This is a genomic window from Kitasatospora sp. NPDC058115 (assembly GCF_042884635.1).
Classification (GTDB): domain Bacteria; phylum Actinomycetota; class Actinomycetes; order Streptomycetales; family Streptomycetaceae; genus Kitasatospora.
Genome location: NZ_JBHVTL010000013.1, coordinates 111,866 through 136,638, shown reverse-complemented (window position 1 = coordinate 136,638; position 24,773 = coordinate 111,866). Strand labels below are relative to the sequence as shown.

The window sequence follows — 24,773 nt, the reverse complement described above, 5'->3', positions numbered from 1 at the left end:
TGGGGGGCGGTCAGGCCAGCTCGACGTTGGCCAGGTCGATGCGGTTCTGGGCGTCCACGACCACGTTCTTGACGGTCTTGGTGTAGGCCGCGGAGGTCATGTACGTGTAGACCGGGATGTACGGCAGGTCCTGGATCAGGATGTCGTCGGCCTGCTGGTACAGCTTCAGGCCCTCGTCCAGGCTCTTCGCCTGGTCGGCCTGGGCGAGCACCGACTCGAACTGCTCGTTGACGTAGCCGCCGTAGTTGGAGCCGTTGTCGATCGCGACCTTGGAGAAGATCGGCCGCAGGTAGTTCTCCATCGACGGGTAGTCCATCTGCCAGGCCATCCGGAAGGCGCCGGAGAACTGCTTCTCGCCCAGCGCGTCCAGGATCTTGCCGAACTTCTCGAACGGCTTGAAGGTGACCTCGACGCCGAGGTTCTTCTTCAGCTGGTTGCCGACCGCCTCGATCCACTCCTTGTGGCCGCCGTCGGCGTTGTAGCCCAGCTCGATGGTGTTGTTCGGGACACCGCCGGCGGCGTCGAACAGCTGCTTGGCCTTGGCCGGGTCGTACTTGGCCGCGTCGCCCATGGCGCCCTTGCGGTAGCCCGGGACGATCGGGCTGATGAAGTCGTCGGCCGGGATGCGGGTGCCCGAGAAGATCCGCTCGGTGATCGCCGCGCGGTCGATCGCCATGGAGACCGCCTTGCGGATCTCCGGCTTGCCGTACGCGGCCGGGTTGGTGGCGATCGGGAAGCCGATGAAGCCGACGCCCGACTCCGGCTTGTAGATGTAGCGGTCGCCGAACTCGTTCTTGACCGTGCCCATGGCCGAGATCGGGAGCTTGTTCGTGATCTGGATGTTGTTGGCCCGCAGGTCGTTGTAGGCCGTTTCCAGCTTGTCGTAAATCTTGAACGTGACGGAATCCAGCTTGGCCTTTCCGGCCGACTCCGGGAAATTCTCGTAGCGCTTGATCTTGATCTGCTGGTTGTGCTCCCACTTCCCGTCCATCTGGAACGGGCCGTTGCCGATCGGGGACTCCTCGAAGGCCTTCTTGTCCTGGAAGAAGGCCTTCGGCAGCGGGTAGAAGGCGGTGTAGCCGAGCATGACCTTGAACTGCGAGAACGGCGCGCTCAGGGTGACCGTGAAGGTCTTGTCGTCGACGACCTTGAGGCCCTTGAGCTTGTCGGTGGCCGGCTTCTTGCCCTTGCCCGGGGAGAGTTCTTCGGCGCCGTCGATCTTGGCGAAGAACGGCAGGCCCTCGGCGGCGTTGTCCTGGTTGGCGCCCCAGTTCCAGGCGTCCACGAAGGACTGGGCGGTGACCGCCTCGCCGTTGTGGAAGGTGAAGCCGTCCTTGAGCTTGATCGTCCAGACCTTGCTGTCCGGGGACTCGATCGACTCGGCGACGCGCAGCTTCGGCTCGTTGGTCTGCCGGTCGTACTCCACCAGGCCCGCGAAGACCTGCGCCAGGACCTGGGCGCCCTCGGACTCCGCGGTGTTCTGCGGGATCAGCCCGTGTTGCGGCTCACCCGACTGGATGCTGATCGAGCCGCCCTTCTTGCCCGGCCCGTTCGCCCCGTCCGAGGACTTCTTGTCGCTGCCGGTGCTGCAGGCGGAGATCGCGAGCGCGGTGCACGCCGCCAGCGCGGTCCAGCGCATCGTCTTGGTGAGCCTCATTCAACTGCTCCTCGTTTTAGGGGCTTACGAACGAACGGCGCCCCGCCGCCCGGGGTGCCGGGCACGGCGGGGGTCGACATCTCAGGGCCGATCCGCACAGCTGGCGAGGTGACCACTGATACGCGCAGAGCAACTATCGATCAACCGACCCCTTCGGTGGAATCGCCGTCACATCTCTTTTCAATTACAGGCCGAGACCAAGCCATGACAATACTCGGCAAATTCCGCCATATCGCGCACGGAATTGACGGCTCCGCTTTCCGGATAACGGACCCGACGTGCCGGTATTCGAATATTTACGAAGCGTGACGAGCTATTTCGGCGCCCGGCCGGCCCGGCCCGGCGGAATTACCGCAGGTCGGCGGGTGGACAAACGCGGGAGCGCGCCCTCCGGGAGGAGGACGCGCTCCGTGACGGGGCCTGGCCCCGGTGTCAACCGGTTTCCGGACCGCCCCGCTCCCCCGGGTCGGACTCGGCCCGGCCGGGCTCGGGCCGGTCGTGCTCGGGCCGGTCGCGCTCCGGCCGGTCACGCTCGGCGGGGTCGCGCTCGGCCGCGAAGTGGCAGGCCGACTCATGGGCGGCGGGCCCGCTCAGCCAGCCCGGCACCGCCAGCAGCGGGACCTCCACCGCGCACTTCTCCTGCGCCTTCCAGCAGCGGGTGCGGAAGCGGCAGCCGGACGGCGGGTTGGCCGGCGAGGGCACGTCGCCGGCCAGCACGATCCGGTCCCGGTTCTCGCGTGCCGTCGGGTCGGGCACCGGCACGGCGGACAGCAGCGCCTGGGTGTACGGGTGGGTGGCGTGGTCGTAGATCTCCCGGTCGCTGCCGATCTCCACCAGCTTGCCGAGGTACATCACGCCGACCCGGTCGGAGATGTGCCGCACGATCGAGAGGTCGTGGGCGATGAACATGTACGAGAGGTTGAACTCGTTCTGCAGCTGCTCCAGCAGGTTGATCACCTGCGCCTGCACCGAGACGTCCAGCGCCGAGACCGGCTCGTCGCAGATGATGATCTCCGGCTTGAGCGCCAGGCCGCGGGCGATGCCGATGCGCTGGCGCTGGCCGCCGGAGAACTGGTGCGGGTACCGGTTGATGTACTCCGGATTGAGGCCCACGACGTCCAGCAGGTCCTGGACGGCCTTGCGGCGGTCCCCCTTCGGCGCCACCTCGGGATGGATCTCGAAGGGCTCGCCGATGATGTCCCCGACCGTCATGCGGGGGTTCAGCGAGGTGTACGGGTCCTGGAACACCATCTGGATGTTCCGCCGCACCGCCTTCAGCCCGGCCCCGGAGAGCCGCGAGATCTCCTCGCCCTTGTAGCGCACCGAGCCGCCGGTGGCCGGCTCCAGGTTCATCAGCACCTTGGCCAGCGTCGACTTGCCGCAGCCCGACTCACCGACGATGCCCAGCGTCTCCCCCTGCATGAGGTCGAAGGAGACGCCGTCGACCGCCTTCACCGCGCCGACCTGCTTCTTGAACAGCACGCCCCTGGTCAGCGGGAAGTGCTTGACCAGGTCGCGGACTTCGAGGATCGGCTCGCCGCGCGCCACCTCCTGCTCGAAGGCGGCCTCCGCCGGCGACTCGACCGCACCGGTCCCGTCAACGGTCATGGAGCGTCTCCTTCCAGAAGAAGCAGGCACTGCCCCGCCCGGCCAGCTCGGTGCCGTCGTCCTCGGTGACCGGGAACAGCTCCGGCACCTCCCGCCGGCAGATGTCCTGGGCGCGCGGACAGCGCGGGTTGAACGCGCAGCCCGGCGGGATCCGCAGCAGGTTGGGCGGCAGTCCCTTGATCGCGTACAGCTCCTGGCCCTTCTGGTCCAGGCGCGGGATCGAGTCCAGCAGCCCCCGGGTGTACGGGTGGGCCGGGCGTGCGTACAGCTCGTGCACGGGCGCCGTCTCCACGATCCGGCCCGCGTACATCACCGCGATCTTGTCGGCGACGTCCGCGACCACGCCCAGGTCGTGCGTGATGAGGATCAGCCCCATGTGGTACTCGTCCTGCAGCTCCGCGAGCAGGTCCATCACCTGCGCCTGCACGGTGACGTCCAGCGCGGTGGTCGGCTCGTCCGCGATGATCAGGTCCGGCTCCAGCGCCAGCGCCATGGCGATCATGATGCGCTGGCGCATGCCGCCGGAGAACTGGTGCGGGTAGTCGTTGACCCGCTGCTTGGCGGCGGGGATCCGCACCCGCTCCATCAGCTCGACGGCCTTCTCCTTCGCCGCCTTGCGCGAACTGCCGTGGTGGGCGCGGAACATCTCGCCGAGCTGGAAGCCGACGGTGAGCACCGGATTGAGCGAGGAGAGCGCGTCCTGGAAGATCATCGCGATCTTCTGCCCGCGCACCTTGCGCCGGGTCTCCTTGTCCATCTTCAGCATGTCCTGGCCGCGGAAGCGGATCTCGCCCCGGGGGATCCGGGCCGGAGGCATGTCGAGGATGCCCATGATCGCCTGCGCGGTCACCGACTTGCCGGAGCCGGACTCGCCGAGCACCGCCAGCGTCTCCCCGGCCCGGACGCTGTAGTTGACCCCGTTGACCGCCTTCGCCACCCCGTCCCGGGTCACGAACTCGACGTGCAGGTCGCGGACGTCGAGCAGCGGCCCCTGGTAGGGCTCCTCCTGCCGCGCCTTGCCGCTATCGACTGCTGTGGTCACGATGCGTCCCCTCGCTCATCGCAGCTTCGGGTCGAGGGCGTCGCGCACCGCGTCGCCCAGCATGATGAAGGCCAGCACGGTGATGGAGAGCGCCGCGGCCGGGAAGAACAGGACGAACGGGGCGGTGCGGATCACCTTCTGGGCGGAGGAGATGTCGATGCCCCAGGAGATCGTCGGGTCCTGCAGACCGATGCCGAGGAAGCTCAGCGTCGCCTCGGTGGCGATGTAGCCGCCCAGCGCGATGGTCGCCACCACGATCACCGGGGCGACCGCGTTCGGCAGGATGTGCCGGAACATCAGCCGGCCGGTCCCCGCCCCGAGCGCCCTGCCGGCCACCACGAAGTCGGACTGCTTGACCGTCAGCACCGCGCCGCGCATCACGCGGGCGATCTGGGTCCAGCCCAGCACGCCCAGCGCGACGACCACGGTCCACACCGTGCGGGTGGAGAAGGCGTTCAGCAGCACCAGCGCGCCGAGCAGCAGCGGGATGCCGAAGAAGATGTCGATGATCCGGGAGAGCACCGCGTCCACGGTGCCGCCGAAGTAGCCGGCCACCATCCCGGTCAGCCCGCCGAGCACGGTGACCGTGGCGGTCACGAAGATGCCGACGGTGATCGAGGCCCGCGCCCCGTACACCACCCGGGCGTAGATGGAGCGGCCCTGGCCGTCGTAGCCGAACCAGCCGGCGCCGAAGAAGTCCGACCAGTCCGGCCGCCTGAGGTAGTTGTTGACCAGGTCGGCCTTGCGCGGATCGGCGTCGGTGAACGCCCAGGGGAAGACCGCCATCACGATCAGCAGCACGATCAGCACCGCCGAGACCAGGAAGATCGGCCGCTTGCGGAGGTCCCGCCAGGCGTCGCCCCAGAGACTGCGGGCCTCTTCCCGCTTCTCCGGGTCGGGCTCGATCAGCGTCTCCTGCTCGACCGCCATGCCCTGCTCGCCGGCGTAGTCCAAGTGGTCCACCCCCGGCTTGGGATGCGGTTCGAAGGAGCTCTCGTCGTGGACGTCAGGCATAGCGGATCCTCGGGTCCAGGACGGCGTAGAGCAGGTCGACGACCAGGGAGGCCACCAGGTAGACGATCACCAGCACGGTGACGATGCCGACCACGGTCGGCCCCTCCTTCTGGTTGATCGCCCGGTAGAGGACGTTGCCGACGCCCTGCACGTTGAAGATTCCCTCGGTGACGATCGCGCCGCCCATCAGCGCGCCGAGGTCGGTGCCGAGGAAGGTGACCACCGGGATCAGCGAGTTGCGCAGCAGGTGACGGGAGACGATGGTGCGCCGGGGCAGGCCCTTGGCCACCGCGGTGCGCATGTAGTCGGCCCGCAGGTTCTCGCCGATCGAGGTGCGGGTGAGCCGGGCGACGTACGCCAGCGACAGCGAGCCCAGCACGATCGCCGGAAGGATCAGCTGCGAGAGGTCCCGGGAGTCCTGGACGGTCGGGGTGACCCAGCCCAGGTTGGTCGCGAAGACGGTCTGCGCGATGTACGCCAGGACGAAGACCGGGATGGAGATCACCAGCAGGGTGAGGATCAGGACCACGGTGTCCTGCGCGCTGCCGCGCTTCAGTCCGGAGACCAGGCCCAGCAGCAGTCCGAAGATCATCTCGAAGGCGAAGGCCAGCAGGGCCAGCCGGATGGTGACCGGGAAGGCGTCCGCCATGATGTCGGAGACCGGGCGGCCGGTGAAACTGGTGCCGAAGTCGCCCTGGAAGAGGTTCCCCATGTAGTGCAGGTACTGCTTCCAGATCGGCTGGTCGAGGTAGTACTTGTGCTTGAGGTTGGCGACCACGGCGGGGTCGGCGGCCTTCTCCCCGAACAGCGCCGCGACCGGGTCACCCGGCAGCGTGTAGACCATCAGGAAGATCAGCAGCGTGGTGCCGAAGAACACCGGGATCATCTGCAGCACCCGCCGCAGCACGTAACTGCCCATCCGAGCCTCCCTCCTGGAGAAGTGGTCGAGTGCCCGGACCCCGCCCTCCGTGCGGAGAAGGGCGGGGCCTGCGCGGGGCGACTCGTCAGCCCTTGACCTCGACCTGGGTCCAGGCCGGGTTGCCGAAGGAGTCGAACTTCACGTTCTGGACCTTGGTGGAGTAGCCCGAGTTGGTGCGGTAGTACCAGAGCGGGATGGCCGGCATGCCCTGGGCCAGCACGGCCTCGGCCTGCTGGTAGCCGGTCACCGTGTCGGAGACGCTGGACGCCTCGTCGGCCTGGGTGGCGAGCTGGTCGAACTGCGGGTTGCTGTACCCGAAGTCGTTGGACGCCGCGCCGGTGCGGTACACGTCGGCGAGGAAGTTGGCGTTCAGCGGGTAGTCCTGGACCCAGCCGGTGCGGAAGGCGCCGTTGATCTGGTGGCCGGTGATCGCCGCGCGGGCGGTCTTGAAGTCCGGCTTGGGGTCGCCGACGCAGTCCACGCCGGTGTTCTGCCGGATCGAGTTGCAGACCGCGTCGACCCACTCCTTGTGGCCGCCGTCCGCGTTGTAGGTGATGGTCAGCTTGTTGCCGGGGACGCCGCCGCCCTCGGTGATCAGCTGCTTGGCCTTGGCCGGGTCGAACTTGCAGTTGTCACCGCACTGGCCGTCCTTGTAGCCCTCGACGCCCTCGGCGACCCAGGCGGTGGCCGGCTTGCGCGAGCCCTGGAGCACCGTCTTGGTGATGGTGTCGCGGTCGATCGCCATCGACAGGCCCTGGCGGACCTTGGCCTTCTCCGGGGGCGCCCAGTCGGCCTGGTAGAGCGTGAAGCCGATGTTCTGGATGGCGCCCTGCGGGGCGTCGATCGCCCGGTCTCCGAGGTCGCTCTTGTAGGTGGCCAGCGCCGAGGGCGGCACCTGGTCCATCACGTCCAGGTTGTTGGACTGCAGGTCGGCGTAGGCGGCCTCGGCGGTGCTGTACATCTTGAAGACGATGCCGCCGTTCTTCGGCTTGTCCACGCCCTGGTAGTCCGCGAAGGCCTTGGTGACCACCTGCTGGTTGTGGTCCCAGCTGACGAACTGGTAGGCGCCGTTGCCGACCGGCTTCTGGCCGTACCCGGTGGGGTCGTTGAAGAAGCCGTCCGGGAGCGGCGAGAAGGCGATGTAGCCGAGCTTGTACTCGAAGTACGAGACCTTGTGGCTCAGCTTGACGGTGAAGTGCAGGTCGTCCGTGACGGTCAGTCCGGACATCTTGGCCGCGGTCGGCTGCCCGCTCGCCGGGTGGACGTCCTGGTAGCCCTCGATGTCGGAGAACCAGGAGCTGTTGATCTGGTTGTTGGTGCTGGTCGCACCCCAGTTCCAGGCGTCCACGAAGTTCTTGGAGTGCACCGGCGTGCCGTCGTGGAACTTCCAGCCGTCCTTCAGCGTGACGTTGAAGGTCTGCGAGTCACTGGTCTCGATCTTGTCCGCGGCCTGCATCCGGATCTTCGCGGTCTCGGGGTCGTAGTCGACCAGACCCTTGAAGAGGTTCTGCAGGATGCGCCCGCCGCCGGTCTCGTTGGCGTTCGCGGGCTGCAGCGCGTTCTGCGGCTCACTGCTCTGGTAGCTGAAGGTCTTGCTGGTGTCCGACGAGCCGCTGCTGCCGCCCCCGTCGCTGCTGCTGCTGCATCCACTGGCCACCAGGGCCACGGACGTCGCTGCGGCGAGGACCCATCGAGCACGGGTGGCCACGGGCATGGAGGTCCCTCCTCAAGGTGTGTGACGCATCACACCCCATGAGAAGCGCGGCCGCCCGGCGGCGCGAGCGGGGAACCCCCGGACGGGTGCACCGGCGCGGCCTCGGTTGACGCCCCGGCGGACGCGGGCGCGCCGACGCCGGAGGGGCCCGTGCCGTGAACGGCGACGGGCCCCTCCGGGCGGGAACGGTCGGGCGGTCAGGCCGCGGCCGTCTCCCGGACGGCGGCGAAGTGGCACGCCGACTGGTGCTTGGCCGGGCCGCTCAGCACCTCGGGCACCGCGAGCAGCGGGACCTCGGTCGAGCAGCGCTCCTCCGCCTTCCAGCAGCGGGTGCGGAAGCGGCAGCCGGACGGCGGGTTGGCCGGCGAGGGGATGTCACCGGTCAGGATGATCCGGTCGCGGTTCGCGCGCGCCTCCGGGTCCGGCACCGGCACCGCGGAGAGCAGCGCCTGGGTGTACGGGTGGGTGGCGTTCTCGTAGATCTCCTCGTCCGTGCCGATCTCGACCATCTTGCCGAGGTACATCACGCCGACGCGGTCGGAGATGTGCCGGACGATGGAGAGGTCGTGGGCGATGAACATGTAGGAGAGCTCGAACTCGTTCTGGAGCTGCTCCAGCAGGTTGATCACCTGGGCCTGGACGGACACGTCGAGCGCGGAGACCGGCTCGTCGCAGATGATGATCTCGGGCTTGAGCGCCAGGCCGCGGGCGATGCCGATGCGCTGGCGCTGACCGCCGGAGAACTGGTGCGGGTACCGGTTGATGTACTCCGGGTTGAGGCCGACGACGTCCAGCAGGTCCTGGACGGCCTTGCGGCGGTCGCCCTTGGGAGCCACCTCGGGGTGGATCTCGAAGGGCTCGCCGATGATGTCGCCGACCGTCATGCGCGGGTTGAGCGAGGTGTACGGGTCCTGGAACACCATCTGGATGTTCCGGCGGACGGCCTTGAGGCCCGCGCCGGACAGCTTGGTGATGTCCTCGCCCTTGAACAGCACCTGGCCGGACGTCGCCCGCTCCAGGTGCATCAGCACCTTGGCCAGCGTCGACTTGCCGCAGCCGGACTCGCCGACGATGCCGAGCGTCTCGCCCCTCGCCAGCTCGAAGGAGACGCCGTCGACGGCCTTGACGGCGCCGACCTGCTTCTTGAACAGGATGCCCTGGGTCAGCGGGTAGTGCTTGACCAGGTCCTTGACCTCCAGGATGGGCTCAGCCATGGAGGGTCTCCTTCCAGAGGTGGCACGCGCTGCGGCGGCCGGTGAGCTCCTTGCCGTCCTTGTCGGTCACCTGGTGCAGCTTCGGGATCTCCGTGCGGCACACGTCGGTGGCGACGTCACAGCGGGGGTTGAACGCGCAGCCGGCCGGGACCTTGAGCAGGTTCGGGGGCAGGCCCTTGATCGCGTACAGCTCCTGGCCCTTCTGGTCCAGGCGCGGGATGGAGCGGAGCAGGCCCTTGGTGTACGGGTGCGCCGGGTTGGCGTACAGGTCGTGCACCGGGGCGGTCTCGACGATCCGGCCGGCGTACATCACGGCGATCTTGTCCGCGACGTCGGCGACCACGCCGAGGTCGTGGGTGATCAGGATCAGGCCCATGTTGTACTCGTCCTGCAGCTCCGCGAGCAGGTCCATCACCTGGGCCTGGACGGTGACGTCCAGGGCGGTGGTGGGCTCGTCGGCGATGATCAGGTCGGGCTCCATGGAGAGCGCCATGGCGATCATGATGCGCTGGCGCATGCCGCCGGAGAACTGGTGCGGGTAGTCGCCCACGCGCTGCTTGGCGGCGGGGATGCGCACCCGCTCCATCAGCTCGACGGCCTTCTCCCGGGCCTCCTTCTTGGAGGCGCCGCGGTGCACCCGGAACATCTCGCCGAGCTGGGCGCCGACGGTCATCACCGGGTTCAGCGAGGACAGCGCGTCCTGGAAGATCATCGCGATCTTCTGGCCGCGGATCTGCCGGCGCTCCTCCTCCTTCATGGCGAGCATGTCCTGCCCGCGGAAGAGGATCTGGCCCTGCGAGATCTTGCCGGGCGGCATGTCGAGGATGCCCATGATGGTCTGGGCGGTCACCGACTTGCCGGAGCCGGACTCGCCGAGCACCGCGAGGGTCTCACCGGCGGCAACCGAGTAGTTGACGCCGTTCACGGCCTTGGCGACGCCGTCCCGGGTGTGGAACTCCACGTGGAGGTCCTTGACCTCCAGCAGCGGGGTACCGACCTCCAGGCGGCCGTTCTTCTGGTTCTTCTCGATCACGGTGGTCATCGGGTCGTCACCTCTTCTCTCAGCGGAGCTTCGGGTCGAGGGCGTCGCGCACCGCGTCGCCGAGCATGATGAAGGCCAGCACGGTGATGGACAGCGCGGCCGACGGGAAGAGCAGGACGTGCGGCGCGTCCAGGAAGCGGACCGAGGCGTCGCTGATCATCAGGCCCCAGGAGATCTGCGGCGGCTGGACGCCGATGCCCAGGTAGGACAGGGCGGCCTCGGCACCGATGTAGACGCCCAGGGAGATCGCGGCGACGACGATGACCGGCGCGATGGCGTTCGGCAGGATGTGCCGGAAGGTGATCCGGCCCGATCCGGCACCCAGCGCACGGGCGGCCATCACGTAGTCGTTGTTCTTGTTGGCCAGCACGGAGGCGCGCATGATGCGGAAGATCTGCGGCCAGCCGAGGACGGCCATCACCAGCGAGACGCTGTAGGCGTTACCGGCCCACGGGATCATCGACATGATCAGCATGCCGCCGAGCAGCAGCGGGATCGAGAAGAAGATCTCGGTGAAGCGGGACAGGATCGAGTCGACGATCCCGCCCTTCCAGCCGGCCCAGAGGCCGAGCAGGGCGCCGACCACGGTGACCACCAGGGTGGTCACGATGCCGACGATGATCGAGTTGCGGGCGCCCCACACCGTGCGGGTGTAGACGTCGCAGCCCTGGACGTCGTAGCCGAACCAGTGGTCGGTGCTCGGACGCTTCAGGGAGTTGGCCAGGTCGCAGGCGTTGCCGTCGAACGGGCTGCCGTCGGTGAACAGGCCCGGGGCGATCGAGATGACCACGAGGAAGAAGACCAGCACGGCGCCGATGATGAAGACCGGGTTGCGGCGCAGGTCGCGCATCGCGTCGGTCCAGAGGCTGGCGACGCGCTCCGGCTTCTCGGTCTTGCCCTGGCCGGCCTCGGGCCGGTTGTCCCCCGGCTGGGTCTCGGCGTCCTTGGTGATGGTGTCACTCATAGCGGATCCTCGGGTCGAGCACGGCGTACAGCAGGTCCACGAGCAGGGTGGTGACCAGGTAGATCAGCACCAGCAGCGTGACCACGCCGACGATGATCGTCCCCTGCTTCTGGTACACGGACTGGGCGAGCAGACCGCCGATGCCGTGAATGTTGAAGATCTTCTCGGTGATGACCGCACCGCCCATCAGACCGCCGAGGTCGGCACCCAGGAAGGTGACGATCGGGATCAGCGCGTTGCGCAGGGCGTGCCGGCCGACCACCCGACGGCGCTTCAGGCCCTTGGCGACCGCGGTGCGGACGTAGTCCGTGCGCATGGTCTCCATGAGGCTGGTGCGGGTCAGTCGGGCGACGTAGGCCAGCGACAGCGAGGCCAGCACCAGGGCCGGGAGCAGGTAGGCGCGGAGCCCGTCCTCCTCGTTGAACGAGACCGCGAAGATCTCGATGCCGTAGTCGTTCTTCAGCTTGACGCCGAGCACCAGCTGGAGCACGAAGCCGGTGACGAAGACCGGGATCGAGATGACCAGCAGGGTGCTGATGAGGACCAGCTGGTCCAGGAACTTCCCCTTGCGCAGGGCCGCCAGCACACCCGCCGCGACACCGATGACCGCCTCGAAGACGAAGGCGACCAGGGCGAGGTTCATGGTGTACGGGAACGCTTCGCCGATCATTTCGCTCACCGAGCGACCGGTCAGGCTCTCGCCCAGGTCGCCCTGGAAGACACCGGTGATGTAGTTCCAGTACTGAACGATGAACGGGTCGTTCAGGTGGTACTTGTTGCGGATCATCTCCGCGACGATCGGGTCGGCTCGCTTCTCGCCGGCCAGCGCCTGCACCGGGTCACCGGGCAGCGAGAACACGACGAAGTAGATCAGGAATGTCGCACCGATCAGAACAGGGATCGCCTGTATCAGTCGGCGGATCACATAGCGGCCCATCAGACCTCCACACTTTCGGACAAGGAAGGGAGGCGGGCGGAGCCGGACTGTGGTCCGGTCCACCCGCCCCCTATCGTCTGCGTCTCAGATCAGCCGGCGAGCTCGACCTCGTCCAGGTTCATGCGACCCTGGGCGTCGGTGTCGAAGTTCTTGATCTTCTTCGAGTACGCGGCGGAGGACATGTAGGTGTAGACCGGGATGTACGGCAGGTCCTGGATCAGGATGTCGTCGGCCTGCTGGTACAGCTTCAGGCCCTCCTCCGGGGTCTTCGCCTGGTCGGCCTGGTCCAGCAGCGACTCGAACTGCTCGTTGACGTAACCGCCGTAGTTGGAGCCGTTGTCGATCGCGACCTTGGAGAAGATCGGACGCTCGTAGTTCTCGATCGACGGGTAGTCCATCGACCACGCCATGCGGAAGGCACCGGAGTACTGCTTCTCGCCCAGCGCGTCCAGGATCTTGCCGAACTTCTCGAACGGCTTGGTGGTGACCTCGACGCCCAGGTTCTTCTTCAGCTGGTTGGCGACGGCCTCGATCCACTCCTTGTGGCCGCCGTCGGCGTTGTAGCCCAGCTCGATGGTGTTGTTCGGGACACCGCCGGCGGTGTCGAACAGCTGCTTGGCCTTGGCCGGGTCGTACTTGGCCGCGTCGCCCATGGCGCCCTTGCGGTAACCCGGGATCAGCGGGTTGATGAAGTCGTCGGCCGGGACGCGGGTGCCCGAGAAGATGGTCTTGGTGATCTGCTCGCGGTCGATCGCCATGGAGATCGCCTTGCGGATCTCCGGCTTGCCGTACGCGGCCGGGTTGGTCGAGATCGGGAAGCCGATGTAACCGACGCCGGACTCCGGCTTGTAGATGTAGCGGTCGCCGAACTCGCCCTTGACCGTGCCCATGGCCGAGATCGGGAGCTTGTCGGTGGCCTGGATGTTGTCGGCGCGCAGGTCGTTGTACGCCGTCTCCAGCTTGTCGTAGATCTTGAAGGTGACGCCCTGCAGCTTCGCCTTGCCGTCCGCGGCGGGGAAGTTGTCGAAGCGCTTGACCTTGATCTGCTGGTTGTGCTCCCACTTCCCGTCCATCTGGAACGGGCCGTTGCCGATCGGGGCGTCCTCGAACGACTTCTTGTCCGCGAAGAAGGCCTTCGGCAGCGGGTAGAAGGCGTTGTAGCCCAGCATGGTCTTGAACTGGGAGAACGGGTTGGTCAGGGTGACGGTGAAGGTCTTGTCGTCGACGACCTGCAGGCCCTTGAGCTTGTCGGTGGTCGGCTTCTTGTCCTTGCCCGGGGCCAGGTCGGCGGAGCCGTCGATCTTGGCGAAGAAGGGCAGGCCCTCGGCGGCGTTGTCCTGGTTGGCGCCCCAGTTCCAGGCGTCCACGAAGGACTGGGCGGTGACCGCCTCGCCGTTGTGGAAGGTGTAGCCGTCCTTCAGCTTGATCGTCCAGACCTTGCTGTCCGGGGACTCGATCGACTCGGCGACGCGCAGCTTCGGCTCGTTGGTCTTGTTGTCGTACTCGACCAGGCCGGCGAACAGCGCGTTCAGGACCTCGGCACCCTCGGACTCCGCGGTGTTCTGCGGGATCAGACCGTGCTGCGGCTCACCGAGCTGGACGGCGATCGTGCCGCCGCCGGAGGACGCCTTGTCGTCGCTCTTCGAGCTGGTGCTGCAGGCGGTCGCCGCGAGGGCGATCGCGGTCGCCGCGACGATCCACTTGGTCTGGGTTGCACCACGCATGGGGGGATGCCTCCTGAATTCGACTTTCCAACGAGGAGAGCACCGCGGGCGGTTGGTCCGGTCCGCCGTGCCGTCCGCGCTCGTGGTTTCGGCGCGCACCCCTGCGCGTTAACCCTTGACCCGAGCCTGACTGCACCCACTATGTGTCACGCACGGACACGAAAGTGACCACTGCCGATCTCAATTAGGTCACATGAACGGTCGGTAAGTTTCGAAAATCGGACATATGAGACATACTCAGACAGGCATCAACCGGACAGTCGTCATGAATGACGGACTGTCACGTTCGCTCAGCGGACACCTTGGCGTGGTAGGCGCTATTCCGTTTATACGCGCGTCGACAGCGTGGAGTAGTTGAAAAAGTTCGCCCCCCTCTCCATCGGAAAGGGGGGCGAACGTTTCCGGCCAAAGCACCGCCGGAGGGGCTCAGAGCGCCGTGATCACGCCTTCTTCGCGCGCGAAGCGGTCCGGCCGCGGTCCTTCTGGTCCAGGACGACCTTACGGATGCGAACCGTCTCCGGGGTCACCTCGATGCACTCGTCCTCGCGGCAGAACTCCAGCGACTGCTCCAGCGAGAGCTTGCGCGGCGGGACGATCGACTCGGCCACGTCGGCGGTCGAGGACCGCATGTTGGTGAGCTTCTTCTCCTTGGTGATGTTGACGTCCATGTCGTCGGAGCGCGAGTTCTCGCCGACGATCATGCCCTCGTACACCTCGGTGCCCGGCTCGCAGAAGAGCACGCCGCGCTCCTGGAGGTTGGTCATCGCGAAGGCGGTGACCACACCGGCCCGGTCGGCGACCAGCGAGCCGTTGTTGCGGGTGGTGAGCTGGCCGAACCACGGCTCGTGGCCCTCGTGGATCGAGTGCGCGATGCCGGTGCCGCGGGTGTTGGTCAGGAACTCGGTCCGGAAGCCGATCAGACCGCGGGACGGCACGACGAACTCCATCCGGACCCAGCCCGAGCCGTGGTTGGACATGTTGTCCATCCGGCCCTTGCGGATGCCCATGAGCTGGGTGACGGCACCCATGTGCTCCTCGGGCACGTCCACGGTCAGGCGCTCGACCGGCTCGTGGGTCTTGCCGTTGACCTCCTTGGTGACCACCTGCGGCTTGCCGACGGTCAGCTCGAAGCCCTCGCGGCGCATGGTCTCGATCAGGATGGCCAGCGCCAGCTCACCGCGGCCCTGCACCTCCCAGGCGTCCGGGCGCTCGGTGTCCAGGACGCGCAGCGAGACGTTACCGATCAGCTCGCGGTCCAGGCGGTCCTTCACCTGGCGGGCGGTGACCTTACGGTCGACCTTGGCGCCGGACTTGGCGTCCGCGCCCTTACCGCTGCCGCCCCGGCCGACCAGCGGCGAGGTGTTGGTGCCGATGGTCATCGAGATGGCCGGCTCGTCCACCGTGATCAGCGGCAGCGCGATCGGGTTCTCGGTGTCGGCGAGGGTCTCGCCGATCATGATGTCGGAGATGCCGGCGACGGCGCAGATGTCACCGGGGCCCGCCACCTCGGCCGGCTTGCGGGTGAGCGCCTCGGTCATCAGCAGCTCGGAGATGCGGACGTTGGAGATGGAGCCGTCGCGCTTGATCCAGGCCACCGTCTGGCCCTTGCGCAGCTCGCCCTGCTCGACGCGGAGCAGCGCGATGCGGCCGAGGAAGTTGTCGGCGTCCAGGTTGGTGACGTGCGCCTGCAGCGGGGCGTCGGCGTCGTAGGTCGGGGCCGGGACGTGCTCCAGGATGGTGGAGAAGAACGGCTCCAGGTTGTCGCTGTCGGCGGGAACGGTGCCGTTCTCCGGCTTGGTCAGCGAGGCGACGCCGTCACGGGCGCAGGCGTAGACGATCGGGAACTCGATCTGGTCCTCGTCCGCGTCCAGGTCGAGGAACAGGTCGTAGGTCTCGTTGATGACCTCGTCGATCCGGGCGTCCGGACGGTCGGTCTTGTTGATGCAGAGGATGACGGGCAGCCGCGCCGTGAGCGCCTTGCGGAGCACGAAGCGGGTCTGCGGCAGCGGCCCCTCGGAGGCGTCGACCAGCAGGACGACCGCGTCCACCATCGACAGACCGCGCTCGACCTCGCCACCGAAGTCGGCGTGGCCCGGGGTGTCGATGATGTTGATGGTGATCGGCGCGCCACCGTCCTTCGGGTGGTACTTGACCGCGGTGTTCTTCGCGAGAATGGTGATGCCCTTCTCGCGCTCCAGGTCGTTGGAGTCCATCATCCGGTCGTCGAGCTGCTGGTGGGCGGCGAAGGCGCCGGCCTGCTTCAGCATGGCGTCGACCAGGGTGGTCTTGCCGTGGTCGACGTGGGCGACGATGGCGACGTTACGGATGTCATTGCGCGTGGGCATGCCTAGCAGATTCTCCCGGAATCGTGGGTTACGGCGCCCGGCTGCGTGACGCGCACTTGCGACCCCTGTCGGCCGCCACCACCCGTTCCGCCTGCTACTACCGGTCCACCCGCCGGGCAGGACATGCCACGGCTTCCTCCTATGGTACGGGGAACCGCCCAGCTGGGCCGAAACGGGCAGGAAGCGCGGGGTGGGGATCACACCCCGTTCACCCGCTCTTCACCCGGTGACCTCGGTGCCCCGGTCCGCCGCCCCTCCCGCGGCGGTCCGCCGCTCCGCCGCCCAGCCCAGGTCCTGGAGGCGGGGGCGGCCGAGGCCCCGGACGCCGGCGCCGGTGACGCCGGTGCGCACCCCGAGCACCTCGGGGCGCTGGAACAGCGGCACCGAGTGGCCCAGCTGCCAGATCCGCACGTCGGCCTCCTGGAGCAGGGCCCGGCGGGCGGGCGGGTCGGGCTCGGCGGCGGCGCGTTCGAAGAGGCGGTCGATCTCCTCCGTCCCGGCCCGGGCGTAGTTGCGGCCGGCCACCGGGGCGCCGTCCGGGCCGGGGCGGGGCTTGGCGTAGACGGGCCGCTGCTCGTCGGCCGGGGCGGGTCCGGCCGGCCAGGCGAACAGGGCGAGGTCGTAGTCGCCGGCGGCCAGGTGGTCGCGGACGAAGGCGTCCGCCGGCGCCTCGGTGACGCGGACGGCCGCCCCGGCCGCGCCGAGGTCCGCCACCACCGCCTCGGCCGCCCGCCGCAGGGTCGCGGAGCCGGCCGGGACCAGCAGGGTGAGCGCCAGTTCGCGGCCGGCCCCGGTCCGGGTGGCGCCGGCGGCGGGGCGCCTCCAGCCGGCCTCGTCCAGCATCCGCCCGGGGTCGGCGCCGCCCAGTGCGTCGGCGTCGTCCCGGTAGCCGGGCTGGTCGCCGGCCAGCAGGTGGTGGCCGAGCGGTGCGGCAAGCAGCCCGAACGGCGCCAGCGCGGCCCCGGCGGCGTGCCGGCGGTCGACGGCGCGGGCCAGCGCCCGGCGCACCGCCGGGTCGGTGAGCGGTTCGCGGGCGGCGTTCAGGGTGAGCTGGACGAGGCCGGCCCCGGCGGCCCGGTGCAGGGTGACGCCGGGCAGCGTCCCGGCGCGCCGCAGGGCCTCGGCGGGGTCGGCACCGGCGTGCTCGACCGCCGTGGTCAGCGGGGCGAGGTCGAGCCGTCCCGAGGCCAGCTCCTCGGTCCGCCGCTCGGCCGGGACGGCGAGGAACTCGATGCGGTCGGCCTTGGCCGGCTCGCCCCACCAGAACGGGTTGCGGACCAGGGTGGCCCGCCCGCCCGCCGGGTCGTACCCGTCGACCAGGAACGGGCCGGCGGTGGGGTGGGCGGTGCCGCCGGGCAGCGGGCGGCCGAAGGCGGCGGCGGTGGCGGTCTCGGCGGCGGGGTAGAGCGGGCCGAACAGGGCCTGCCACTCTCCGCAGGGCCGGCGGAAGGTGACCTTGACCTCGTGCGGGTCGACGCCGCGGGCGATCGAGTCGACGGCCGCGTACCCGGCCGGGCCGACGGCGGTGGAGGCGGGGTCGAGGCCGGAGAGCGCGGCCCGCTGGGCGATGAAGTCGGCGGCGGAGAGGGGGGTGCCGTCGCTCCAGACGGCGTGCGGGTTGAGGTGGTAGGTGACCACCTGGGGCAGCTGTCCGGGCGGCGTGGACTCGGCGGCGGCCAGGTAGTCCGGGTCGGGCGTCCACTCGCCGTGCGCGTCCGGCCGGAACATCGCGGGGTAGAGGGCGTGCGCCAGCAGCGCGGACTCGGGGGTGGCGGCGGGCTGGTGGACGTTCAGGGTGGCCGGGACGGCATCGACGGCCCAGCGCAGGGTGCCGCCGTCGCGGACGGCGGCCCGGTCGGCCGGGCCGAGGTCCCCGGTGACGACGGCCGGGGCGGGCGGCGCGGGGTCGGGCGTCCGGCCGGGGCGGGCCGGGTCGGGGCCGCCGAGGCAGCCGGCCGTGACACCGAGGGCGAGCAGCAGGGCGGCGGCTGCGACGGGGAGGCGGGCGCGCATGGCGGCCATGGAACGCCGCCCCCGCGCGCCCGGCGACCCCGACACGGCGGCCCGGCGGGCGACAGCACCCGGTCGGGCGCATGTCACCCGCTCCGCGTCCGGGGCGGGCGCCGGCTAGAGCCCCAGCTCGAACCAGACGATCTTGCCCTTGGGCGTGCGCCGGCTGCCCCAGCGTTCGGCGAGCAGGCTGACCAGCTGGAGTCCGCGCCCGCCCTCGTCGGTCTCGTGGGCGCGCCGCTGCCGGGGCTGGGCGTAGCCGTCGTCCCAGACCTCGCACACCATGGTCGAGTCGCGCAGCAGCCGCAGCCGGATCTCGCCCCGGCCGTGCCGCAGCGCGTTGGTGACCAGTTCGCTGACCAACAGCTCGGTGGTGTCGACCAGCTCGTCCAGGCCCCGGGCGAGCAGCCAGCTGCACGCGTACTCGCGAGCCTTGGAGACCGAGGTCGGCTCGGGCGGCAGGAACCACTGGCCGACGGCGTCGTCCGGGAAGGCGTGCACCTTGGCCATCAGCAGGGCGATGTCGTCCTCGCCGTGGTGCGGGTTGAGCTCGCCGAGGACGTGGTCGCAGAGGTCCTCCAGGTTCTTGCCCTCGTCGGACAGCGCGGTGCGGAAGGCCTTCAGGCCCTCGTCCAGCTGGTGCTTGCGGCTCTCCACCAGGCCGTCGGTGTAGAGGCCGAGCACCGCGCCGTCCGGGAGGGTCAGCTCGACCTCCTCGAAGGGCTCGCCGCCGACGCCGAGCGGCAGGCCGGGCGGGACGTCCAGCATCCGGGCGGGCTCGCCGGGGCCGAGCAGGACGGGCGGCAGGTGGCCGGCGTTGGCGAAGGTGCAGCGCCGGGTGACCGCGTCGTACACCGCGTAGACGCAGGTGGCCAGGTAGACCTCGCGGGCCTCCTCGTCGGCGCTGGAGGTGAGCCGCCCGTACGGGTTGGAGCGGCCGGTCGGCGCGGTGTCGTCGCCGAGGCCGCGGGCGATCTCGTCGAGCGCGGCGAGCACCTCGCCGGGCTCCAGGTCGAGCATGGCCAGGGTGCGGACGGCGGTGCGCAGCTGGCCCATGGCGACGGCGGCGCGCAGGCCGCGGCCCATGACGTCGCCGATGACCAGGGCGGTGCGGTTGCCGGGCAGCGGGATGACGTCGAACCAGTCGCCGCCGACCTCGGTGTTGTTGTTGCTGGGCAGGTAGCGGCAGGCGATCTCCAGGCCGCTGGCGACCGGGTTGCCCGGGGGCAGCAGGCTGCGCTGGAGGATCAGCGCGCGCTCGTGCTCGCGGCGGTAGAGCCGGGCGTTGTCGATGCAGACGGCGGCGCGGGCGACGAGTTCCTCGGCGATGGCGACGTCGCGGGCGTCGAAGGGCTCGCTGCCGATCGCCCGGGAGAGCTGGACCAGGCCGAGCACCTGGTCGCGGGCGACCAGCGGGACGATCAGGGTGGAGCGCAGCAGCGGGTCGGGGCCGGGCTCGGGGACGACGCTGCGGCCGGTGCGCAGCGCCCGGGCGTGCGGCGAGCGGCGCGGGTAGCAGAGGGTGCCGCCGGCCTCGGCGATGGGCAGGCCGGTGACCGAGCCGAGCACCGAGGAGGCGCCGCCGACCACGCTGGAGACGGCGACCCGGCGCAGTTCGCCGCTGCCGTCGGTGAGCACGGTGTCGCCGAGCCGGCCGGCGCTGGGCACGGTCTCGCCGGAGAGCAGCGCGGTGTAGAGGTCGACGGTGGCGAGGTCGCAGAACGGCGGGACGACGACGTCCAGCAGTTCCTTGGCGGTGGTCTCCAGGTCGAGGGTGGAGCCGATGTGGGCGCTGGCCTCGTTGAGCAGGGCGAGGTTGCGGCGCACGCCGTCGGCCTCGCGTTCGGCGACGTGCCGGCTGGTGACGTCGGAGACCTGCCCGGCGACGCCCATCGGCTGGCCGGCCGCGCCGTTGAGGCGGTAGAGCGAGACGGCCCAGAGCCGGTTGCCCTCGCGGGTCGGCACGGCGGCGTGGAAGCGCAGGTCGAAGACGGGCTCGCCGCTGGCGAGGACCTTGCGCAGGGCGGCGGTGAGCCGGTCGGCCTCGGAGCCGGGGAAGATGTCGTGCGGGGTGAGGCCCTCCAGGTCGGTGGGGGCCAGGCCCATGCCGGAGGCGAAGGCGTCGTTGACGCGCTGGAAGCGCAGCCGCTCGTCGAAGAGGACGAACCCGGTCGGGGTCTGGCCGAAAACCGCCTCCGAGGCGGCCAGATCCGTCTCGATCCGGCGCAGCCGGCCGAGGTCGACCGCGAGACAGGTGGCGCCGGCGGCGGGCAGCTCGCTGTCCGGCATCAGGTAGAGCTCGGCGAGGCCCTCGCCGCCGTCGGCGTGCCGGTACGGGGTGGTGCCGACCCACTCCTCGCCGGCCAGGGTGCGCTCCAGCCGGGCGCGCCCGCGCTGCCAGAGCTCGCGCGGGACGAAGGTGGTCACCGGGTCGGCGCCGACCGCCTCGACGGCGGGGACCCCGAAGAACTCGGCCGCGCGGTCGCTCCACTGGCTGATCCGGCCGTCGGGGCCGATCGCGAAGGTGGCGACCCGAATGTAGTCGTAGATCGAGCCCGGGTCCCCGGCACCCCACCGCTGCTCCTCGGCCGCCGGCCGCGGGGCGCGGGCGCGGGCGGGCAGGTGGTGGTGGGCAGGGCCGGGCACGTGTTGGGCGCCGGCCTGCCCGGGTACAGCGGCATGACCGCTGCTGCTCGGCGCATTGCGCGCCGGGGTGCTGTTCACGGACCGACCCCTCCAAACCCGCGACCGTCCGGATGTCGAGAAGACCGAGTATTCATCATCGAGGGGTACGTTCACACGCCCTCAACATCACAACATCAGATCGGGCGAAGGTTTTTGTCCTACCGCCCGCGCAACCACAATGCCACGCTCGCGCCCCCTGCCGGAGCGCGCGCTCCCCCGGCCGCGGCCGGCGGCCCGGACTCAGCCGCCCGACAGCTCCGCCTCGGGGGTGCCCGGCAGCCCCTGTTCGAACCAGACCACCTTGCCCATCCCCTCCGCCCTGGCCCCCCAGCGCAGGGCCAGCCGGGTCACCAGCTCCAGCCCGCGGCCGCCCTCGTCCGCCTCGGCGGCGTGCCGCTCGCGCGGCGGGTCCGGCAGCGGGTCGGAGATCTCCACCAGCAGCGTCCCGCCGAGCGTCAGCCGCACCCCGATCGGCGCGCTGGCGTACCGGACGGCGTTCGTGACCAGCTCGCTGACCAGCAGCTCCGCGGTGTCGGTCAGCTCCTCGACGCCCCATTCGGCGAGCGTCGCGCGGACCAGCCGGCGGGCCCGGGAGACGGCGGTCGGCTCGGCGGGCAGCGTCCAGCCCGCCGTCGGGGTGCCGGCCTGCCCGTGGCCGAGCCGGGCCAGCAGCAGCGCGACGTCGTCCGGCTCGCGGCCCTGCTCCATGGTGTCCAGCACCGCCTCGCAGGCCGCCTGGATCGACGCGTAGGGCTCCTGGAGCACGGTGAGCAGCCGGCCCAGACCGACGTCGAGGTCCTTGTCCCGGGACTCCACCAGGCCGTCGGTGCACAGCGCCAGCAGGCTGCCCTCGGGGATCTTCAGCTCGACGGCCTCGAAGGGCACGCCGCCGACCCCGAGCGGGGCGCCGGAGGGCAGCTCCAGGATCCGGCCGGCGCCGCCGGGCAGCGGGCCGCCGTCGCGGGTCGGCCCCTCGGCCCCCTCCCCCGGCACCACCAGCACCGGCGGGATGTGGCCGGCCTTGGCGGCGGTCAGGGTCGCGGTGGCCGGGTCGAACACCGCGTACACGCAGGTGGCGAGCAGCGCCTCGTCCGGGCCCTGGGCGAGGTCGTCGGCCAGCTCGTGGACGTGCCGCAGCAGCACGTCGGGCGGCAGGTCGAGGGCGGCCAGCACGCGGACGGCGGTGCGCAGCCGGCCCATCGTCGCGGCGGCGCGCAGCCCGTGGCCCATCACGTCGCCGACCACCAGCGCCGTCCGGTCGCCGGGCAGCGGGATGACGTCGAACCAGTCGCCGCCGACCTCGGTGCCGCTGCTGCCGGGCACGTACCGGTAGGCGACCTCGACGCCGGTGGGCTGCGGCACCTGCTGCGGCAGCAGGGTGCGCTGGAGGGTGAGGGCGGCGGTGCGCTCGCGGGCGTACAGCCGGGCGTTGTCCAGCGAGGAGCCGGCCCGGTCCGCCAGCTCGACGGTGAACGCCAGGTCGTCGCGGTCGAAGCCCTCGCGGTAGCCGGCCCGGCTGACCAGCAGCAGGCCGATCACGATGCCCCGGGCCCGCAGCGGCACCACCAGCATCGAGTGCACGCCCAGGTCGTGCGCGGCCTGCATCTTGGGGTCGCCAGCGTAGGTGACGTCGCTCAGCTGGTCGGCGCCGGAGAGCAGCTCGGGCACGCCGGTGCGCAGCACCCGGCCGCAGGCGGAGTCCTCGGCGAAGGTGATCCGGGCGCCGCGGCGCAGCATCACCTCCACCTCCGGGCCGTCCTGGACGGAGGCGGTGCCGAGCTGGAGCAGCGAGGTGCGGCGGTCGTGGCCGTGCCGGGGCAGGTCGTCACCGTGCGCGACGGCCTGCAGCAGGATGACGGCGGCGTGGTCGGTCAGCCGGGGCACCACCGCACTGGCCAGCTCCTGCGCGATCCGCGAGGCGTCCAGCAGGTCACCGACCCGGGAGCCGAACTCGTTGAGCAGGGAGAGGCGGCGGCGGGCGTGCTCGACCTTGGCCACCGCCCGGTAACGCTCGGTCACGTCCATCACGGTGCCGGAGATGCCGAGGACCCGGCCGGAGCGGTCGGTCATCCGGCTGTAGGAGACCGAGCGGTAGCCGGAGCGGGCGGTGATCGGCGAGGCGAGGGTGACGTCGATGACCGGCTCGCCGGTGGCCAGCACCTGGCGCTGGATCGCGGTGATCTCGTCGGCGGCCCGCTCGGGCAGGGTCTCGCCGGTGGTGCGGCCGACGTGGTCCTCCAGCGCGACGCCGTTCATCTCGGCGAGGGTCCGGTTGACGGCGGTGTAGCGCAGTTCGGTGTCGAGGATGGCGATGCCCAGCGGGGACTGCTCAAACAGCGCGTCGCGCACCGCGAGGTCCCGCTCCACCGCCCGGACGGCGTCCGCGCCGGCCAGGTTGACCTGGAGGAACGGGGTGCCGTCGCCGTCGACGAGGAGCGAGATCCGGGCGTCCACCAGCACCGGGACGCCGTCGCGGTCGATCAGCTCGGCCGGGCCGGCCCAGCGGCCGTGGCGCAGGGTGTCCTGGATCGCGGTCCGGATCCGGGCCACCTGTTCCTCGTCGGGGATCAGCTCGTCGATCCGGCGGCCGACCAGCAGCTCGCTCGGCCAGCCGAGCAGGTCCTCGGCGGCCGGGCTCCAGAGCACCACCCGGCCGGCCGTGTCCAGGATCGCGATGGCCACCCTGACCACGTCGAAGAGGCTGCCCCCGGGGCGCTCCCCGCCGCCCCCGGCGGGGGCCTCGGGGACGGCGCGCGGGCCGCCGGGGAAGGGCCGGCCGGGGCGGCTGCGCATCCCGGAGGACGGGGCCGCGTCGGGCACCGTGAGGGACGGGGCGGGCTGCACCGGCGGGGCGGACGGCGCCCCCTCGGGCGTTCCCTCGCCCCGGCGGCGCCCGGCCGGCCGTTCCCGGCCGCCCGACCCGCGGTTCGCACCGAGGCGCAGCCGGGCGCGGGCTCCCGCGCCGCCCCCTCCGGCGCCCGCCCGTCTCGCTCCCCCGCCCCCGAACCCGCTATTCGACACCGACGGGGCCTCCGGCTCTGCTCGGATCGGCGCCGCCGGCTGGGACGGCTCACCGATGGTGACGAATAGTGCCGAAAAGTGACATACCCAGCAGGACCAAGGCTATCCCGACGGCCGCACCGGCTTTTCCGATTTGCCCGATCCGTCGCCCCCACGCGTCGTTCGCGCCGCGCGGCACGGCGGTTCGCCGGCGCGGGCCGGTACCATCCGGCCCGCACCGGCCGGGGCGCCGTTCAGACGGTCAGCAGGCGGGCGACCTCGGGCAGGACCTCGCGGTCGTGCTCCAGCCACTCGACGTCGGCCAGCTCGGCCGGGCCGAGCCAGCGCAGCTCGTCGTGGTCCTGCAGCGGGCGCGGCTCCCCGGCGAGCAGTTCGGCGGCCCACAGCCGCAGCTCCAGGCCCGGGCGCACCAGCCACGCGCCGGGCAGCCGGGTGAGCGCCCTGGCCCGGACGCCCAGCTCCTCCATCAGCTCGCGCTCCAGCGCCTCGGTCTCGCTCTCGCCCGGCTCGGCCTTGCCGCCGGGGAACTCCCAGCGCCCCGCCACCTCGGCGGGCGCGCTCCGCCGGGCGGCGAGCACCCGCCCCCGGTGGATCAGCGCGCCGCCGACGACGATCCGGTTCTCCGTCGCGCCGCCGGCGGGCGCCTGGTGATCGGTGGTCCTGTCCATGGACGCAGACCCTATAGACGTGCCCGTCAGTCGCGCGGGCCCTTCGTCCCCGTGGCGCCGGCGGGCTCCGCCTCGACCCAGTACAGCTGCTTGTGGCCGCGCGCCTCGAACGCGGCCGCGAGCCGCTCCGCCGCCTCCCGCCCGACGCCCCCGACGACCAGGAAGCGGTTGCCGTTGTCGTCCTGGCGCATCACCCGGTAGGTGTCCAT

The 24,773-nt window shown here is 70.5% G+C and carries 17 protein-coding genes; all 17 read right to left on the bottom strand.

The features are described from left to right. Positions 1-10: 10 nt before the first annotated feature. Positions 11-1,657, bottom strand: coding sequence for an ABC transporter substrate-binding protein (locus tag ACFVVL_RS16105; protein ID WP_380287123.1), 1,647 nt, complete (start codon positions 1,655-1,657; stop codon positions 11-13). A 432-nt stretch (positions 1,658-2,089) separates the two neighbouring features. Further along, positions 2,090-3,265, bottom strand: coding sequence for an ABC transporter ATP-binding protein (locus ACFVVL_RS16100; protein WP_387675472.1), 1,176 nt, complete (start codon positions 3,263-3,265; stop codon positions 2,090-2,092). Beyond that, entirely contained in the window at positions 3,255-4,307 is a 1,053-nt protein-coding gene (locus tag ACFVVL_RS16095; protein ID WP_387675469.1) for an ABC transporter ATP-binding protein, read from the bottom strand. The genes ACFVVL_RS16100 and ACFVVL_RS16095 overlap by 11 nt, the downstream gene beginning before the upstream one ends. A 15-nt stretch (positions 4,308-4,322) precedes the next feature. Further along, positions 4,323-5,237: an ABC transporter permease gene (locus ACFVVL_RS16090; protein WP_387675610.1), complete on the bottom strand. Its 915-nt coding sequence runs from the start codon at positions 5,235-5,237 to the stop codon at positions 4,323-4,325. Between the two features lie 76 nt (positions 5,238-5,313). After that, positions 5,314-6,240: an ABC transporter permease gene (locus tag ACFVVL_RS16085; protein WP_380287120.1), complete on the bottom strand. Its 927-nt coding sequence runs from the start codon at positions 6,238-6,240 to the stop codon at positions 5,314-5,316. Positions 6,241-6,325: 85 nt separating this feature from the next. Further along, positions 6,326-7,954, bottom strand: a complete 1,629-nt coding sequence (locus ACFVVL_RS16080; RefSeq protein WP_380287119.1) for an ABC transporter substrate-binding protein — start codon at positions 7,952-7,954, stop codon at positions 6,326-6,328. A gap of 197 nt (positions 7,955-8,151) precedes the next feature. Then, positions 8,152-9,168: an ABC transporter ATP-binding protein gene (locus ACFVVL_RS16075; RefSeq protein WP_380287118.1), complete on the bottom strand. Its 1,017-nt coding sequence runs from the start codon at positions 9,166-9,168 to the stop codon at positions 8,152-8,154. Next, on the bottom strand, positions 9,161-10,210 hold the full coding sequence (locus ACFVVL_RS16070) for an ABC transporter ATP-binding protein (RefSeq protein WP_380287117.1): 1,050 nt from the start codon (positions 10,208-10,210) through the stop codon (positions 9,161-9,163). Before ACFVVL_RS16070 ends, ACFVVL_RS16075 begins: the two co-directional genes overlap by 8 nt. Positions 10,211-10,229: 19 nt before the next feature. After that, positions 10,230-11,174: an ABC transporter permease gene (locus ACFVVL_RS16065; protein ID WP_380287116.1), complete on the bottom strand. Its 945-nt coding sequence runs from the start codon at positions 11,172-11,174 to the stop codon at positions 10,230-10,232. Further along, complete coding sequence (locus tag ACFVVL_RS16060) at positions 11,167-12,111, bottom strand: ABC transporter permease (RefSeq protein ID WP_380287115.1); 945 nt, start codon at positions 12,109-12,111, stop codon at positions 11,167-11,169. The genes ACFVVL_RS16065 and ACFVVL_RS16060 overlap by 8 nt, the downstream gene beginning before the upstream one ends. Before the next feature lie 89 nt (positions 12,112-12,200). Beyond that, positions 12,201-13,835, bottom strand: coding sequence for an ABC transporter substrate-binding protein (locus tag ACFVVL_RS16055; RefSeq protein ID WP_387675464.1), 1,635 nt, complete (start codon positions 13,833-13,835; stop codon positions 12,201-12,203). 440 nt (positions 13,836-14,275) lie between these two features. Beyond that, entirely contained in the window at positions 14,276-16,180 is a 1,905-nt protein-coding gene (gene typA / locus ACFVVL_RS16050) for a translational GTPase TypA (protein WP_380287113.1), read from the bottom strand. Between the two features lie 219 nt (positions 16,181-16,399). Continuing rightward, positions 16,400-18,193, bottom strand: a complete 1,794-nt coding sequence (locus tag ACFVVL_RS16045; RefSeq protein WP_387675461.1) for an ABC transporter family substrate-binding protein — start codon at positions 18,191-18,193, stop codon at positions 16,400-16,402. 114 nt (positions 18,194-18,307) lie between these two features. Further along, on the bottom strand, positions 18,308-20,914 hold the full coding sequence (locus ACFVVL_RS16040) for a SpoIIE family protein phosphatase (protein WP_380287111.1): 2,607 nt from the start codon (positions 20,912-20,914) through the stop codon (positions 18,308-18,310). Positions 20,915-21,115: 201 nt separating this feature from the next. Further along, positions 21,116-23,668, bottom strand: coding sequence for a SpoIIE family protein phosphatase (locus ACFVVL_RS16035; protein ID WP_387675458.1), 2,553 nt, complete (start codon positions 23,666-23,668; stop codon positions 21,116-21,118). Positions 23,669-24,129: 461 nt separating this feature from the next. After that, on the bottom strand, positions 24,130-24,564 hold the full coding sequence (locus ACFVVL_RS16030; RefSeq protein ID WP_380287108.1) for a (deoxy)nucleoside triphosphate pyrophosphohydrolase: 435 nt from the start codon (positions 24,562-24,564) through the stop codon (positions 24,130-24,132). A gap of 26 nt (positions 24,565-24,590) precedes the next feature. After that, positions 24,591-24,773, bottom strand: a complete 183-nt coding sequence (locus ACFVVL_RS16025; protein WP_387675455.1) for an SPOR domain-containing protein — start codon at positions 24,771-24,773, stop codon at positions 24,591-24,593.